At 42.0% G+C, this 16,574-nt stretch carries 11 protein-coding genes; 2 read left to right on the forward strand and 9 right to left on the reverse strand.

Annotation, left to right across the window (positions count from 1 at the left end; all coding sequences use genetic code 11):
• Positions 1-50: 50 nt before the first annotated feature.
• The 7 genes from DOZ58_RS05930 to DOZ58_RS05960 form a co-directional block, all read right to left on the reverse strand.
• Positions 51-1,028 (reverse strand): uroporphyrinogen decarboxylase family protein, encoded by a 978-nt coding sequence (locus tag DOZ58_RS05930; protein ID WP_111887481.1) that lies wholly within the window; start codon positions 1,026-1,028, stop codon positions 51-53.
• A 61-nt stretch (positions 1,029-1,089) separates the two neighbouring features.
• Positions 1,090-1,716: a corrinoid protein gene (locus DOZ58_RS05935; protein ID WP_111887482.1), complete on the reverse strand. Its 627-nt coding sequence runs from the start codon at positions 1,714-1,716 to the stop codon at positions 1,090-1,092.
• A 124-nt stretch (positions 1,717-1,840) separates the two neighbouring features.
• Complete coding sequence (locus tag DOZ58_RS05940; RefSeq protein ID WP_111887483.1) at positions 1,841-2,644, reverse strand: methyltetrahydrofolate cobalamin methyltransferase; 804 nt, start codon at positions 2,642-2,644, stop codon at positions 1,841-1,843.
• A 511-nt stretch (positions 2,645-3,155) separates the two neighbouring features.
• The gene (locus tag DOZ58_RS05945) at positions 3,156-4,961 is read right to left on the reverse strand and encodes a DUF4153 domain-containing protein (protein WP_111887484.1); all 1,806 of its coding nucleotides are present in this window, start codon (positions 4,959-4,961) and stop codon (positions 3,156-3,158) included.
• A gap of 1 nt (position 4,962) precedes the next feature.
• The gene (locus DOZ58_RS05950; protein ID WP_111887485.1) at positions 4,963-7,365 is read right to left on the reverse strand and encodes a bifunctional diguanylate cyclase/phosphodiesterase; all 2,403 of its coding nucleotides are present in this window, start codon (positions 7,363-7,365) and stop codon (positions 4,963-4,965) included.
• Entirely contained in the window at positions 7,362-8,234 is an 873-nt protein-coding gene (locus DOZ58_RS05955; protein WP_162624447.1) for an ABC transporter substrate-binding protein, read from the reverse strand. The genes DOZ58_RS05950 and DOZ58_RS05955 overlap by 4 nt, the downstream gene beginning before the upstream one ends.
• Before the next feature lie 255 nt (positions 8,235-8,489).
• Positions 8,490-10,484, reverse strand: a complete 1,995-nt coding sequence (locus DOZ58_RS05960) for a S8 family serine peptidase (protein ID WP_111887487.1) — start codon at positions 10,482-10,484, stop codon at positions 8,490-8,492.
• Between the two features lie 481 nt (positions 10,485-10,965).
• On the opposite strand from DOZ58_RS05960, the gene DOZ58_RS05965 reads away from it, so the two are divergent.
• Positions 10,966-11,445: a YbaK/EbsC family protein gene (locus tag DOZ58_RS05965; protein ID WP_111887488.1), complete on the forward strand. Its 480-nt coding sequence runs from the start codon at positions 10,966-10,968 to the stop codon at positions 11,443-11,445.
• Between the two features lie 89 nt (positions 11,446-11,534).
• Here the strand turns inward: DOZ58_RS05965 and DOZ58_RS05970 are convergent, their stop codons facing one another.
• Entirely contained in the window at positions 11,535-12,371 is an 837-nt protein-coding gene (locus DOZ58_RS05970; protein WP_111887489.1) for a GIDE domain-containing protein, read from the reverse strand.
• A gap of 4 nt (positions 12,372-12,375) precedes the next feature.
• Positions 12,376-13,044 carry a PspA/IM30 family protein gene (locus DOZ58_RS05975; protein WP_111887490.1) on the reverse strand — a complete coding sequence of 223 codons (669 nt, stop codon included), beginning with the start codon at positions 13,042-13,044 and terminating at the stop codon, positions 12,376-12,378.
• A gap of 441 nt (positions 13,045-13,485) precedes the next feature.
• On the opposite strand from DOZ58_RS05975, the gene DOZ58_RS05980 reads away from it, so the two are divergent.
• Positions 13,486-16,506 carry a methyl-accepting chemotaxis protein gene (locus tag DOZ58_RS05980; RefSeq protein WP_111887491.1) on the forward strand — a complete coding sequence of 1,007 codons (3,021 nt, stop codon included), beginning with the start codon at positions 13,486-13,488 and terminating at the stop codon, positions 16,504-16,506.
• Positions 16,507-16,574: the final 68 nt, after the last annotated feature.

Consider the following 16,574-nt stretch of genomic DNA (forward strand, 5'->3'; position numbering starts at 1 on the left):
AACCCACTGGGTAACTGCCGGGAACGGTCTTTTTGTTATGATTATTGGTGTTAAAACATTTCTTTTGATAATTGATCAATAACTTTTGTTGTTTCTTCATAAACACCCGGGAATGAACTAAAGTTTAAACCTTGGGTCAAGTTAGGAATAAAGTATAATTTTCCACATTCTTTGCACGCTTTTTCAGTATATTCAGCCACGATTTCTGGTGTCCATCCTGGAAAATCAACAACACCGCTATCAATCGCACCCATGAATGCGATCTGTTTGCCATATTTTTCTATCAGTTCTGGCACATTATTGGTTGTCATGACACCCTGCCAGATATCGATGCCCATGTCGATCATGAAAGGAACCAGGTTGACACCATAAGAATCGCTATGGTGAACAATCAGTTCAACGCCGTTTTCTTTATAGAAACCATAGATTTTTTTATAGGCAGGCAAAAAGAACTCTGCAAACATTTCTGGTGAAACAAAAGACGAACGTTGGCTACCCCAGTCGTCATGATGAAAGATACAATCCGGATGAATTCGGTTAATCAATTCTTTTGCATAGGCCAGTTCATAGTCAACCAGATAGTCGATCAGGTCATGCATGTCTTCCGGTTCTTCATAAAGAGCCATTAAGGCGTCTTCCATGCTCATCAAATGATGGGTCATTTCGAAAACTCCGGGAGCCACAAAGGCAGTTACAAATTCTTCGTTACGATCTACGGCTTTAGCATGCGCAACAGCGGCGGCCCATGCTTCATCTGACGTGGCAACAACTGGTGCCTTGACTTGGTTTTTCCAGTCAGTGATATCTTTTAATACCTTATGTTCCGCATCATGCACCGGGAATCCACCCAATTGATCAGCTGGCCAACTAAAAGTAATCCCCCAACCATTAACGATTGTCTGACCTGGCCCTGCCATTTCGCCCAATGGTGCTTCCATGATCAAATTCATAAATTCGTATTGATTTACAAACCGATCAGGATTGCCACCCTTAATGGTTTCCATTAAATTCTGTCTTTTTGTTAACATTCTCGGTCTCCTTAAGATTTATTCGTCTAAGTTAGTTTTTGAGTTTTTCCAACCTTTATTTTTAGGCAACCATTTCTTTCGCTTTAACAGCCGCGCTACCAGCATCAGGAGCAAATCCGTCAGCGCCGATTTCAGCTGCATATTCTGGGGTTACAGGTGCGCCACCAACAATAACTTTTACATCCAGACCGCTGGCTTTGATCGTTTCGACCGCTTCTTTAAGTGCCGGCATGGTTGTCGTTAACAAACCGGAACAAGCAACCAGGGTGACGTTTTCGTTCTCTTTGATGGCTTCTACAAAGCGTTCTGCGGGTACATCAACACCCAGGTCAACCATGGTGAATCCGGCGCTTTCGATCATCATCGAAACCAGGTTTTTGCCAATATCATGTAAATCGCCGGCAACGGTTCCAATGATACAGGTGCCCAGGGAGGCGGAAGTGTCTCCGGCTAACAGTGGACGCAACACATCAACGCCTTTAGCCATCGCTTTAGCAGCGATTAACATTTCAGGAACGAAGATTTCTCCGGAAGAGAACTTTTCGCCAACAACGCTCATGGAATCAACCATTGCTTGCAGGATTTCGCTTGCTGGACTGCCTTCGTCTAAGGCTTCCTGAACTAATCCGGGAATCAGTTTTGTTTTACCAATTTCTACTTTTGCTTTTACTTCTTCAATTTTTGACATCTTTTTTCTCCTGTTCAGTCATTTATTTTTAAATGGTATATATAACCGGGCAACCGATTGTGTGATCAGATGACCGGATTTGTAGCAGAATTATTAAATTAGTGTGTCATTATATTAAGACCAACTATTTCTTCTGACCGAAGATCCCTTCGCGATAAGCACCAATGTATTCCATGCAGTAGTCATCTTCGCCGAGTAAAGCTTCGGTGGCAAAGATAATGCCCATTAAGTCACCATTCGTTGGGTCAAGAATGGCACTGTCCAGACCGGCGTTCATAGCCAGGACGGTAAAGCCCATGTTGACCATTTTTCGGGCGGGCAGGTTGAAGGAAATATTACTGACGGCGCCAGTGACATGAATGGTCGGGTATTGTTCTTTAATACTGCGAATCACTTCGACGACCATGGCAATCCCGTCTTCTGAGGTACACAGCATTTCAACTAATGGATCAATGTGCATCCGGGAAGGATCAATGCCATATTCTTTAACTTTAACCATTAAATCGGCAAATACATCCAGACGGTCTTTGGCTGTTTTAGGAATCCCTTTGTCACTGTTAAGCAGTGCCACACAGTCCCATTTAGTATCAGCGATCGCTTTAAAAGCAGCGTCAATTTTGTCGCCTTCTAATGAAACGGAATTAAATAAACCGGGTTTGTTACAGTATTTCATGGACTCAATACAGGTATACACATTGGGGCTGTCCACCGCAATGGGGGTATCTGTGACTTCCTGAACCAGATCAATTAACCATTTCATGGTTTCCAGTTCGATATCATCATCAACTGATGCGCAAACATCAATGTAATCCACACCGGCTTCGGTTTGAATCTTGGCCAGATTCTTGATGAATTCTCCATCTTTTGCGGCAATGGCTTTTGCGGTAGACGGAATGGCACCGTTAATTTTTTCTCCGATAATAATCATTTTACTCTTACCTCCTGGTAACACTATTTTTCACAGTTATTAAACTGATCTCAAACTAATTGCGACGTCTTTATTTACGAAATATCATCATTCCACAAAATCTTCACGCAGTTTTCAGCTTCTCCGCGATAAAAATACAACGGAACTCAAATATCAACTATATTGATCGTAAGTATCAATATAGGTTTTTAAATAACTTTTAATTGACTACTAATCACTATAAAACGTTTTCTTTTTTTATTGCATTTTAGATATAATAAAACTATTGGTTCGACATCGTCAATTTCTTGAGTTTAGTATAGCATCGTTGTAAAGGGACGTCAATCACTTTTTTAAATGTATTTAATATTTTACAAATTTAGGTGGATCGATTTGTTTAAAGGTTATTGTAACGCATTTTTATTACTTTATTATCTATATTTAATATTCGTTTATACTACTTTTTTGCATAATACTCAGACGATAAATTATCGGCAAATAAAAAAAGCGGGACTTCTCCCACTTTTTTTCGCTATTTTATAGTGATCAACACATAAAAGTCACCATTATTGATCGTCCCTGCTTCAGTTTTTTCGATAGCCAAAGACGTTGCTATCAGTGAAATAGCAGCCTGATCATTTTCTATCGTAAAACTCGCCTCATCAGCATTCATACTATCCTTGCTGGTTTGATAATTACCCGAAAGCGATGTCGTAAAATGATCAAACACTGCTTTCATGTCAATCCGCATCAACTCCTGGCCGGTTTCATCCACTAGTACCAGAGCCCCGCCCTGTTCCGCTGTTTTTTCTCTTGACAAACGATAGGTTTTTCCTCCTGACTCAAAGTTACCAATAAGGGGATCCCATTTTTCCTTTTTTTGATAGTAATTCAGAACCATAAAGGTCTCGTAGCCTGAAATATCAATGGGTGATTGCTGATTCAAACTCAAATATATAGAATTCTGGCGGTACTGATTGTCTTCGTATCGATAAAACCCAAAGGTACTATAGAAGTCCTCATAAACATCAAAATTTTCACCAAGATAGGATATTTCTTTTGTATATGCCATCATAGCCAGATAATCGACGGCATCGGAGATTATTTTTTTATCCTCTTCCGACACCGATCCGTTGGGATTAACCTGTTCATTTTCCAGCATTTTGTTTTCAACCAGGGTATTGGTGAGTCGATTGACCTGATTCCCACGGCTGATGGTAAAGGCATCTACTGGTGGCATGATGGAAAACAGCGAAAAACCGATCAGTAGTGCCGCAATGACCCCGTTGTTACGGGCCGGCATAAAACTCATCCAAAGACCAGAAACAGCAGCAAAAATTCCAAAAAGAATTGCATAGTAACGACCATGAGTCAAACCAACTTCCTGAATCTGCAATACCGAAGCCACAATCTGAAACAATACGATGGGTACCAGCACTTTGGGGAAAATTTTTAAAAACCATTCGGCCACCTTGTTTTCCAGGCTGCTGGCAAGAATATAAATAAAAATAACCACGATGGCAAAGCTTACCAACATCGACTCCAGACGGTTGTCACTCCAAAAATCACCTGTGATGTTCCCAACGATATAAATAATCAGAATAATTGTATATGCTGCCAACAGTGGGATCACTATGTAAGAAACCAGAACTTCCAGAAATTTCGGACATTGGCAGGATCGTACCAACTTTCCCCGGTCATTGATCACTTTCTCTGGTGGTCGGTTTTTATTTGAAAGACCGGGATATATGGGAATCAGCGAGAGAAAATAAATAGGAAAAAACAGCATCCCAACACAATTTAAGCTATGTAAATAGGCTTTATCGGATACGTCAAAAAGTAGCAGGTCAATGGCAGTAATAATCAGGGTGATTCCGATAAACAACACACCTGAAAAAAGCAACGCATTAAAGAGCGCTTTAAATGTCGCCATAAAACTCTGATTATAACGAATCTCACTTTTTATCACCGGAATCCAGGTAAAAGCAATAAACACTGCAAAAATGGCGACCGATGAACGGATCCCGATTTCCATACTGATGCTGGTGTATTGTCTGACAATAAGAAAATACCCCAGCGTCAGTGTCAAACACAGAGCCATCGCTACGATCCGAACGGAAGTCCTGTCATAAAAACGCTCCCATGCTCCCTGAAGGGTAATCCCCAGAAAAGCTCCCATCAAAAATGTCAATAAATATCTGGTATAATCAACTTCCTGCTGAATTGCCATCGCATTTATCACCACCGCTGCCATTAAAAAAGCAACCGTCAAGGGATATCGGGACAATGCCTCAACCAATCCACTCAGTTTTTCTTTGATCTTGTCGATAAATTTCATTTTAGCTCCCTTCTATCGGTTTTAGATCGTTATTTAGTAGGGTTTCAAGTTCTTTTGCGGGCACCGGTTTGCTAAAAAGATACCCTTGAGCCCGATCTCCATTATAGGCTAAAATTGCCTCAAATTGTTCTTTTGTCTCAACCCCCTCGGCCACGACAACGAGGTTCATGCTATGGGCGATTTCAATGGTGGCCTTAATCACCACCTCTTCAAAACTCCCCGGTCTCATGTTTTGGACGAATTGTTTATCAATTTTCAAGTGATCAATGGGCAGTTTATGAAGATAATTCAATGATGAATAACCCGTTCCGAAATCATCTAAAGAAAACTTGACCCCCTTATTTTTGATCTTTTTGATGATTGATAGTGTGTTCTCCAGGTTTTCCATGGCAATACTTTCGGTGATTTCGATATCCAATAACTCCGGTCTCATCCCGGTTTTTCTCAAAATACCAAAAACCACCTCGACGATGTCCTTTTTGTTTATTTGTTTAGCCGAGAAATTAACCGCCATGGTTAAATCTTTGTAGCCGGCATTTTCCCAAATCACGCTTTGACGACATGCCTCCGTCAGAATCTGCTCACCAAGCGGGACAATCAGACCGGATTCTTCTGCCAGTTCAATAAACTCAAATGGTGGCAACAAGCCCCGGGTCGGATGCTGCCACCTCACCAATGCTTCCACGCCACAGATTAAGCCTGTAAGAAAGTCAATCTGAGGCTGATAATACAGCACAAATTCACGGTCTCTGATGCCTCGTCTGATCTCATACTGAAGTTCAATCTTTTTAACCATCATTTCATTGGCGCTTTGCTCGAAAAATTTAAACTGATCTTTTCCCTGTTCCTTCGCATGGTACATCGCCGAATCGGCATTCATGAGCAGCTTATTAATGTCCGTTCCATCCTCCGGAAACATCGTAATCCCGATACTGCAAGTAATAATAAATTCAAACCCGTCAATGTTCCGGGGGTTACTGATAATTCTCATAATTTCATTGGCCAGCTTGCTTGCTTCCATCATTGTACAGTCTTTATTAATGACTATTAGTTCGTCACCAGCAATTCTGGCAATGGTATCATAATGAATCGCTTCCACCAATTCTTTGGCGATGCCAACCAGTACATGATCACCAGCGGCATGTCCCCTAGTATCATTGATAGCTTTGAAATTATCCAAATCGATGTATAGTAAAGCACCACTTTTACCCGCTTGTTCCGACTCGACAAGTAATTGATTGGAGTGCTCAAAAAGCATCGCCCGATTAGGCAGTCCAGTTAACACATCATAATAGGCAAGTTTGTTTATGGCTTCCTCGGCATTAATACGGTCAGTGATATCCGTATAAAAGCCGGATACCCGCATCAATTTATTGTTTTGGTCAAAAATTCCCTTCCCCCGACAAAATAACCACCGGGTTTCACCCTTACTGCCAATTACTCTAAATTCAATTTGACCAAAATTAGAATTATTCTGATAGAAACCTTGGAGATAATTTTCAAAATGGGCGCGATCCTGAGGATGAATAAAACACATCCATGATTCAAGGCTCATGCTGTTATGCTCCATTAACCCAATCATCTGTAAACCCCGTTTAGAAACATAGTATTCACAGTTTTGCAAATCCCAATCCCAGATCGCATCGTTGGAACCTTCCACGGCATAGCGGTAACGTTCCTCGGAAATACGCAGCGCTTCTTCCTGCTTCTCCAATTCTTCATAATTCTCAGTCAATTTAGTTCGGGATTCCAAAATGTCTTCAAACAATCTATTGATGCGATCTGCCAAATTTTTAATTTCATGACTATCCTTTACCTGGATTCGGGTTTCTGTATCGCCTTCGGAAAACGCTTTGACACCATCTGCTATTTTATCAATCGATCCAGAGAGATTTTTGGAACGAAATATAATCAGCGCAACAATGATCAGAATAATAAAAAGGGTTCGGATAAAACCTAAAAAAATAGCAGTAGTTATTGCCTGATTTAAATAATAGGTAGTAAATACCAGTTGTATTTCACCAATTTTCTGATTGTTTCTAATGATCTCCCGGGTAAATGATGGATAAAGATACTTGTTATCATAGGGTTTTGTACGCTTACTGGTTTCAAAAATGGGCTGATTATCAGCATCCATCATTTTTATCGAAGCCACCGCCTGATAGTTTGCCAACGTCTCTCCGATTTTATTAAGACTGACTTCATTATAAGTCCAAAATGCATCTTCTGCCGCATCGGCCGTAATGGTTAAAATATGCTCTGCCTCAATACTCAGTTCCCCAGTTAAATGAAGCTTTTCTGCCGCCGCATCAATGATTGTTAGTGCCATCAGCACTGAAAAAACAGTCGCAATGATTGGTAATAGTAATGCGGTGCTTAGTTTTTTTGTTTGAATACCTTTCATCGAGAATCCTCCGACTGATTTATTTCAAGTCCATTTTCCCTTAAAATGCGGTCAATGGTGCCATTGTTTTTCAACGTTTGTAAGGCTGTATTGAACTTATCCCGATACATCTGTGAATTGGGATAGTTCTTCGAAATAATCAGATAATAGTCATGCTGAGAAGCTATATTGGGAAGTGTCGCGAAAGCTCCACGGTCATCTGGAAAAAGCCGGCCAATGGCTTCTTCAGCAACGCGATAATCTTCAATGAGAAAGTCAATTCTTCCAGCATAAAGCATTTTCAGTAGCGCATCGACATCATTGGCCCACTCAACTTTTACCCCACTGCTCTCAATTACCGCTTTATCACCATACCAATAATCATTGGCTCCGCCAAAGGTGTAGTTGGTGAAGTCACTGATTCTTTTAAAATCAGCCCCTTCTTGGGCCAGTTTTTCATTAGATTTAAGATAATAAAATTTGTGGGGTCCCTGAATAACAGGTTCAGAATAATCATAAATCTGAGCCATTTCATTTACATAACCATAGGGAAATGAAGCCCAGGCGTCTCCACTTTCAACCATTTCCGATGCCCTGGCCCAAGGATAGAAAGCAACTTCACTCTCAAGTCCGCTTTCTTTTAAAGCGGCCTCAACAATCTGAGTGAATGCCCCATAACCGGCCGCCTGCTCTGATGTATAGGGTGCATATTCTCCGGTAACAATTATAAGCTGCTTTGTTTTTAGGTTTTCGCTACTTTCAGGCCGGATATTTGTTGATTCCACGCGATCTTGCTGTTTGTTTTCGGTCGTACATCCCCAAAGACAAATTGCTACAATTAGTAAAACCATAATTAATATAACTTTTTGAATTTTCTGATCATTTGCCATCGTCATTCTCCTACATCATAAGGTCGTATCCCGATCAAACGGTTAGACACAATTACGATTGATACCGTACTTACACTAATTCGTTTTATTCTATATTATACCCTTTCATATCAGATATAAATGTAAAATCTCAGACAACTCCTATCAAACCTTGATAAATAGCTATTTTTTTACTTCTTTTTTTTGATAAACAAAACCAGACCGGCGTACGCCGGTCTGGCACAATAACAGTCTATTTAAATCATTGTTTTTTAATCACTTGGTGATAAACGGGCTGTCTGTTGAACCAGGGGCGATACTGCCCTTGGGAACAACCTCAATCCGAATCCCTTCCAGTCGATAGCCATAACCGGCTGTTCCTGCCTGTTGACCATTTTTTGCCCAGCCCATCCAGCCGACATTCTGAGCATGCACCTGATAATAGACGTCAAAGAGCTCTGCATCTGTACCCGTAAGTTCGATCTCAATAGCCTCCAGGCGAAGAGACTGCCCTTCGGTGCCGCTTAGAGCCCCGTCTTCTACAAAATTTTGCCAGCCAATGTTTTGTACATGAGTTTTATACTTCACCCCAAGATTATAGTTCGTTGTGATAGTATTGACTTCAATGGCTTCCAGTCTCAGTGATTGCCCTTCGGTTCCACTAACGGCACCATCGGCCATTATGCTCTGCCAACCCACATTTTGCACATGGGTTCGGTATTCAATGACAGGTGCGGCCTTTTCTTTAATGACATAATTGACAATGGTTTCTTTTACGGTATTACCTTTGCCGTCCACCACCTGTGCTGATAGGGTATAAATGCCCGGTTGTGTTGGTGTAAATTCAGCCGTGCTAATACTGCTGTAATCTTGAATCGTGATGGTTGTTCCATTCAAATCATAATAAAATCCGTATTGATAATCCCCTTCACCCCCACTGGCAGCAGCATTTAAGGTGAGCAGCGTTCCCAGTGTTTGCCCGGTAGGCTTGTCTACTGTAAAGCTGTCAATACTTAATGGATTTGTAGGCGTGACCTTGGCAAGAGCAGCATCTAACTGAATCATACCATCACCATAATAATCATCTCTTCCTTCTGTACCGAAGTCCAGGGCGGTTTCTTTAAGGAGCGTTTCGACCCGGGTACTGGTCATCGTGTGATCCGCTGCCATTAAAACTGCACAGGCACCGGCCGTAATGGGGCTTGCAAAAGAAGTACCGGAGGTTTCTTCGTAACCACCATCGTGATTTGTGGAATAAATTTTTTGACCAGGGGCACACAAATCAACCAAACTATTGTGTTGAGAAAAATAAGCAATCTTGTTGGTTTTGTCGGTTGCACCCACCGAGATAACATTATTATATGACGCTGGCACCGCCAGTTCGCCGCTGTAATTGGGGTTTGCCCCTTCATTACCCGCCGCCGCCACTAATACCTTACCAGCGTTAACAGCATTTTCCACGGCTGTCCGCAGTGCAGCAGAAACCATATAGCCGCCAAAACTCATATTGATGACTTTAACCTCCGGCCGTGCTGCCGCCTCATACAAGGCGGCGCAAATATAACCGACATCGAGGTTTTTGTCCCCATCATACAAACCGCCAACACGGTATGGGGCAACCTTAATATTCGCCGCTCCGGCGATTCCCGCCACACCTATGCCATTATTGGTCACTGCCGCCACACAGCCCGCAACCAGTGTACCATGACCGGATAGGTCAACCATATCGGTCGTTCCATCGACATAGTCATAGCCTGCAGTCACGTTCGCTAAAATATCAGGATGTTGGGTATAAAGGCCGGTATCAATAACAGCCACGACCACGGTTTCTGAATTACTTATCTTATTCCAGGTCTCATCCGCACCGACTCGTTCAAACTGCCAGGCTTTAGATAAATCCGGATCATCGGGCAAAGCCGAAGTCTGAATGTAACTATTTTTCTCCGCTACCAGAACATTGGGGTTTTCAGATAGTCTGGCCAAAAGCTCATCCGTATTAGCCGAATCAGCAACCGCTATAATATCCACTTGTTCACTTAGGGTTTCTCCCCCCTTAATGTCTTTGGTGGTCAGAGAGAGATTTTCCACATGCCCCTGTTCTTTGTAAATAACAATAATCTGGTCGCTGTTACGCGAAGCACTATCCAGGTCCGCTACTTGATCAAGACTCTTTATAACCATGGATTGATCTTCTGCCATAACGCCCAGCGGGAACGAACTTCCAATTAAAACCATAGCTAACAGGAAGATAATCGCCTTCTTAAATTTCATCAATAACTACCTCTTACACTTTCTTTTTTTTATCTTAAGCCATTCAGTTTCGAATAACGCTTTTTTTCTACTTTTTCTTGATCAGGTTTTCATCTTTCTTCATGTTTTATTTTATAATGGTTAAATTATACATGCAAGTGACTTTTTTTTCAATCGCTTTCATTAAATCGCTTTCATCGATTAATGCACATTACAAAACGCTTAACCTTTTTTAAGTTTTACTAAATTCCAAGCTTCGCTAAAGGTTAGCAGGGTATTATCTATACAAGAGATAAACATCTCCCCTTTTTCTTTTCATTCCTAATATAAAAAAGGCAGTGCATCCATCCGGGATCACTGCCTTTTTATTTTTTGCAGCTTTTGTATTTCAACTTTATTAGGACGATTTTTATTTACGATTTGTTCTTCAAAATAAACTATGATAAAATTGTAATAAATTAATTTCGATTAATAAATCGAATCAGAACAGGAGCTTAACAAAATGGCAATTGAAAAAGTACGGTCCTATTTTAAACAATGGGATTTGGATTCTCGGATCCAGGAATTTGAAACCTCATCGGCAACAGTAGAACTGGCCGCTCAGGCGCTGGGATGTGCGCCGGAACGAATCGCCAAAACCTTATCTTTTAAATTGAACGAAAAATGCGTGCTGGTGGTAGCCGCCGGTGACGCTAAAATTGACAATGCTAAATTTAAGGCTCATTTTAAAACCAAGGCTAAAATGCTCTCCCCGGAAGAAGTCGATCACTATGTCGGTCATAGCATCGGCGGCGTCTGCCCCTTTGCCATCAATGATGATGTAGCGGTTTATCTGGATCAGTCTCTTAAGCGATTTAATACCGTCTTTCCGGCCTGTGGCAGTAGCAACAGTGTCATTGAGTTGACCATTGAAGAACTGGAAAAATATTCAAACAGTGTCGCGTGGTCGGATGTTTGCAAAAACTGGCAACACCAAGTTTAACCCGATTTTTCATTAGTACTTAAGAAACCGCGGTGATTAATCGCCGCGGTTTCTTAAATAATTTTATCCCTTTCCCGAACCAATTTGGTTTAGGAAAATAGGAACATCACTGCTATTCCGGCGATGACACTGCCGATTGCAATAGCTAATGCGATAAATTTTTCATTTTTAATATCATCTAACAATTCTTCTTCTGATTTATAGGTCACGTGAGATGGTTTTTTAGTTGTCACCGATCGCCCCACATAAAGCCGACTTCCCCGTTTATGAATTTCACCCAGAATATACATTGGTTGATCTTCCGGGAGAATTTCTTCGAAAAAGCGATAACCCAGGAAGCGTGAACCGCGGGGGTTTGAAAAGCTTAAATTAAAGTTGTTTCTGACCCAGCCAGAGTCAGGTGACTCCATGCGGTTGCAACCTGGCATCAAATCCACATTGCAACCTGGCATCAAATCCACATTGCAACCTGGCATCAAATCCACATCGCCACCAAAGCTGGCCATATCAATATAAACCTTTTCATCTGAACTGCTGTCCGAAAGATAAACTTCGACCGGACTCTTTTCACTCGATAAAGAACTTTCCACCTTATTTGTAATGGTTCTGGTATTGCCCTTATCATCCCGTTCAGTTCTCGTTTCTTCATTAACGGAAAATACTTCATTTTCGTAATAGGCCACCGGCCGTTGGGAAAAAGGTGCTTGCACATCGCCTGATACGCTGTGAAGGTGACCCTTTACCTCGCTGTAATGCCGGTAATTTTCATCCAAACTGGATAAATCGCCGACAATGTCCAAAACGTCTTTAATGCAGGTTGTCTGTTGAAACTGAATTTCCTGAGCTTTTGCCTTGCTTTTTTTTAAAACGTAAAAAGCATAGCAAATCCCTGCAATCATAATCAGTATTCCAATAATAAATGCCATGATACTATTCTATTCCTAATTCTGCTTTAAGCTTGGCCAGTTCATCATCAACCGCCGCCGTTTTTTCCAATGCTTCAAACTCATCTTCAAGACTACTATCTTCTCCGGCCATTTCCGTAAACGCCTGGGCTTCTGCTTCTTTAGCATTTACTTTCTGTTCCATTTTGTCCAGTTTCGTAAATGCACTTTTACTGTCCGTACTGTTTAAAGAGGTGCTGACACTTTTTTGAGCATCAGCCATTTTTGAACGGGCAATCAACATGTTCTGTTTCATCCGGGCTTCTTCGAGCTTTGATTTTAACTGACGGACTTGATCTTTTAATTGGCCGACTTGCAAACTCATTGAATCATAAGCGGCCTGAAACTGAACAAGATCACCATCGACACTTGTTTTTTGTTCCAGCGCTTTTTTTGCTAATGCTTCATTGCCAGCTAATAATGCCGTTTTCGCTTTTTTACTCCAGTCTTCTGAAGCAGCTTTTGCGGATTCAAGCTGTTTTAATGCCTGTTTTTCGCTGCCCATGGCGGCACCCAATGCCTGGGTTGCACTGTTAACCTGCGCTTCCATGTCAATGATAATCTGTTTCACCATTTTTTCCGGATCTTCCGCTTTGTCCAGTATGTCATTAACATTCGCCTTTAACAAGTCACTGAGACGTTCAAAAATTGCCATTTTTTTCCTCCTGCTATTTGTTTTTTTATTTCAGGGCAGTAACTGCCGGGCTATTTGATTATTTTCGGTTATTCCCGGTGACTTATCAAATCGCCTTTTTCTGTATGCTAATTTTACCAAATCCGAGAAAATAAGTCTATTTCTTTTTTAATTTCAAGCAACCGTTTATAGCACTTAACTTGCCTGCAAGTTATCTATTGTCATGCAATTATCTCATCATGACAATTCTTATCCCAATTGTTAAAAAAGACGAATGAAAGCATCCTTTTCGGGTATTCAATTCTTAACAACGTCCGATTTAAAAAATCTATTTACATAACCGGATTCACCATTGATTATTTTGGCAAAAGCGGTTATCCTGTAAAAAAGTATTAACTGCGTAACGCAATCATTTTATTTTATCAGACTAGAATAATTTTTAACACAAAAGGGGTCATGAATATGAAAAGCATTCGAACAAAACTGATGGTTTATTTTTCCGGACTGATTCTGGTTGTCTGTGCAATCTTTACCTTTGTCTCCATTAATGCATTAACCAATGCTGTGGTAACTGAAGCCGAGAAATCGCTAAAAACCCAGGCTCAAAATTCAGCTGAAATTATTAGCAGCCGCAACGAACAGAATTATATTTATCTTGAAGGAATTGCCTCCCGGGATAAAATTTTTGCCAGTACTATTGCAATTGATGAAAAAATGACGATGCTAAAAAATGACGTCAACAGTTCTAACCGTTTCCTTCGCATTGGTGTTTCCGATCTCAATGGAAACCTTTACCTGTCCGACAGTTACGGTGATCGTGGCCAAATTGTGGATATCACCAAACGGGATTATTTTCATCTTTCAGCCGCCGGAGAAAGAGGTACCATGAATCCGATTATCAGCGTTAATCCTGATGATAACGGGGCGCTGATCATGGCCTACTCCGTACCGATTTTTGAAAATGGTGCGGTCACCGGGGTTCTGGTGGCGGTGGCCAATGCCTGGTTTTTAAATGACATTACCGACACGATGACCTTTGGCGAGACTGGCTATACTTATATTGTAGATTCTACCGGCACAGCTATCTCTCATCCTGACCGGGATAATGTCGTTAATCAGATGAATCCCATTAACCTGGCAGAAACAGATGCCAGGTATAAAGCATTCGGGGCTGCCATAGGAACCGGCCTGGAACAAGATACCATCGCTACGACCTATACACTTGACAATCAGGAGTATTACATGGCTTCTTCGCAGGTAGAAGGCATGGATTGGACGGTGGTTCTGATTATAGAATCAGATGAGGTTCTGGCTGCTCTACCTGGCGCCATCTTTAGCAGTATCCTTATTTCTATTGTTGTTTTAGCCATCAGTCTTGTTTTCTGCTACTTTATTGCCAAACGAATTACCGATCCCATAAAAAAAGTCAACCATATGATTAAAGAAATGGGACTGGGTCATTTAAGCGATCGTCTCAATATGGAACCGAATGATGAAATCGGAGAAATGGCCATCGCGATGGATAATTTTGCCGATGTCCTTCAAACTGATGTCATTGCAGTAATGAACCAGATTTCAGATGGCAATGTTTCGGCCACGATTGAAATCGGTGATGATCAGGATGAAATTAAGCCAGCTCTTAAAAAAACCATCGAATCAATCCGAGGCTTGATTGCCGAAGCCACCATGCTAGCCCAGGCCGGCGTTGCCGGTGAACTCTCCACCCGGGGCGATACACAAGCGTTCAAAGGCGGATTTAAAGATATTGTTGTTGGCGTGAATCACACCCTCGACGCTGTAGTCGGTCCACTTAACGTAGCTGCCGATTATGTTTCTCGTATTGGCAAAGGTCAAATTCCGGAAAAAATAACTGCCACCTACAATGGTGATTTTAATACCTTAAAGAACAACATCAATGCCTGTATTTACGGTCTGGGGGCTTTGCAGGAAGGTAGCCGTGTGCTTAAAAAAATGAGCCTTAATGATTATTCCGAAAAAATGAATACCGATCATTTGGGGATTTACGGCAATATTGCAGAATCAGTCAATGATGTTCACACTCGCTTAACCCGCATTGTTGAAATCTCAACCCATATCGCCAACGGCGATATGGTCGACCTGGAAGTACTGACCAAAATTGGCAAACGCAGCGATAACGATACCCTGATTCCTGCTCTGGTAGGCATGATTCAAAACATCATTAATCTGGTGGATGAAACTGAAAAAATGGCCCGCATCGCCATTGAGGGAAATTTAAGCAATCGTGGTGATGTCTCCGGCTTCCCCGGAGAATACGGAAAAATTGTCACTGGCTTTAATCAAACACTCGACGCAGTCATTGCTCCCATTGAAGAAGCTTCAGCAATCCTGACCCAATTGTCTCAGGGAAATTTACGTAGCAAAATGGAAGGTAACTACCGCGGTGATCATGCCCAGATAAAAGATGCCTTAAACCAAACCATCAGTTTCCTGAGTCAATACGTAGGTGAGATCACCAGTACGCTTGAAGAAATGGGTCGAAGTAATCTAAGTCAGGAAATCACCACCGACTATCTGGGCGATTTTCAGGCCATCAAGACTGCTCTTAACGACATTAACACCAACCTTAGCCATACCATGACTGAGATTAATGTGGCCGCCGGTCAGGTTGAGGTCGGTGCTCAACAGATTTCCGGCGGTGGTCAGGCGTTAGCCCAAGGCACCACTGAACAGGCTAGCGCAATCGAGGAGCTTACCGCCTCGATCGAAGAAGTCGCCGGTGAAACGAAAAAGAATGCCATGCGCGCCAATGAAGCCAATACGCGGACCATTGAGGTCCGTACCAATGCCGAAGTTGGCAATACTCAAATGACAAAAATGATCACCGCCATGAGTGATATCAATACATCTTCCAATGATATTTCCAGAATCATCAAGGTGATTGATGACATTGCCTTCCAGACCAACATTCTAGCCCTTAATGCCGCCGTTGAGGCCGCCCGGGCCGGACAACATGGCAAAGGATTTGCTGTGGTCGCTGAAGAAGTAAGAAGTCTGGCTGCCAGAAGTGCCGAAGCCGCCAAGGAGACTACCGGCCTCATTGAAGGCTCCATCGAGAATGTCGGTATGGGAACAAAAATAGTCGATGAAACGGCACTTAGTCTCAAAGAAATTCTTAATCAGATTGAGAAAGTGACTGGTCTCGTTGCTGATATTGCCCAGGCATCCAATGAACAGGCCTCGGAAATCGCCCAAATCACCTTGGGTATTGAACAGGTTTCTCAAGTGGTTCAGACCAATTCAGCCACTGCCGAGCAAAGTGCCGCCGCCAGTGAAGAACTTTCTGGTCAAGCCGAAATGCTAAAAGCAATGGTGGGCGCCTTTAAAGTAAAAGGTGTAACCCAAAGCGCGATTAGCACCGCCACTGTTTCACAACCGCAAGCCCAGGAAACTCAAGCACCTGCTGAGCCACGTATTCTTCTTGATGAAACGGATAAGTACTAAGTATCACAGTTAGTTACTACCGTTGCTTGTTAGCACAGACGCTCCACAAAATCGCCTCAATTCATCCC

The organism is Acetobacterium sp. KB-1, from assembly GCF_003260995.1.
Taxonomy (GTDB): Bacteria; Bacillota; Clostridia; order Eubacteriales; family Eubacteriaceae; genus Acetobacterium; species Acetobacterium carbinolicum.

Excerpts from the sequence above, each read along its gene's own strand:
- DOZ58_RS05930 (WP_111887481.1), bottom strand. The coding sequence starts at position 1,028 with ATGTTAACAAAAAGACAGAATTTAATGGAAACCATTAAGGGTGGCAAT.
- DOZ58_RS05935 (WP_111887482.1), bottom strand. The coding sequence starts at position 1,716 with ATGTCAAAAATTGAAGAAGTAAAAGCAAAAGTAGAAATTGGTAAAACA.
- DOZ58_RS05940 (WP_111887483.1), bottom strand. The coding sequence starts at position 2,644 with ATGATTATTATCGGAGAAAAAATTAACGGTGCCATTCCGTCTACCGCA.
- DOZ58_RS05945 (WP_111887484.1), bottom strand. The coding sequence starts at position 4,961 with ATGAAATTTATCGACAAGATCAAAGAAAAACTGAGTGGATTGGTTGAG.
- DOZ58_RS05950 (WP_111887485.1), bottom strand. The coding sequence starts at position 7,365 with ATGAAAGGTATTCAAACAAAAAAACTAAGCACCGCATTACTATTACCA.
- DOZ58_RS05955 (WP_162624447.1), bottom strand. The coding sequence starts at position 8,234 with ATGGCAAATGATCAGAAAATTCAAAAAGTTATATTAATTATGGTTTTA.
- DOZ58_RS05960 (WP_111887487.1), bottom strand. The coding sequence starts at position 10,484 with ATGAAATTTAAGAAGGCGATTATCTTCCTGTTAGCTATGGTTTTAATT.
- DOZ58_RS05965 (WP_111887488.1), top strand. The coding sequence starts at position 10,966 with ATGGCAATTGAAAAAGTACGGTCCTATTTTAAACAATGGGATTTGGAT.
- DOZ58_RS05970 (WP_111887489.1), bottom strand. The coding sequence starts at position 12,371 with ATGGCATTTATTATTGGAATACTGATTATGATTGCAGGGATTTGCTAT.
- DOZ58_RS05975 (WP_111887490.1), bottom strand. The coding sequence starts at position 13,044 with ATGGCAATTTTTGAACGTCTCAGTGACTTGTTAAAGGCGAATGTTAAT.
- DOZ58_RS05980 (WP_111887491.1), top strand. The coding sequence starts at position 13,486 with ATGAAAAGCATTCGAACAAAACTGATGGTTTATTTTTCCGGACTGATT.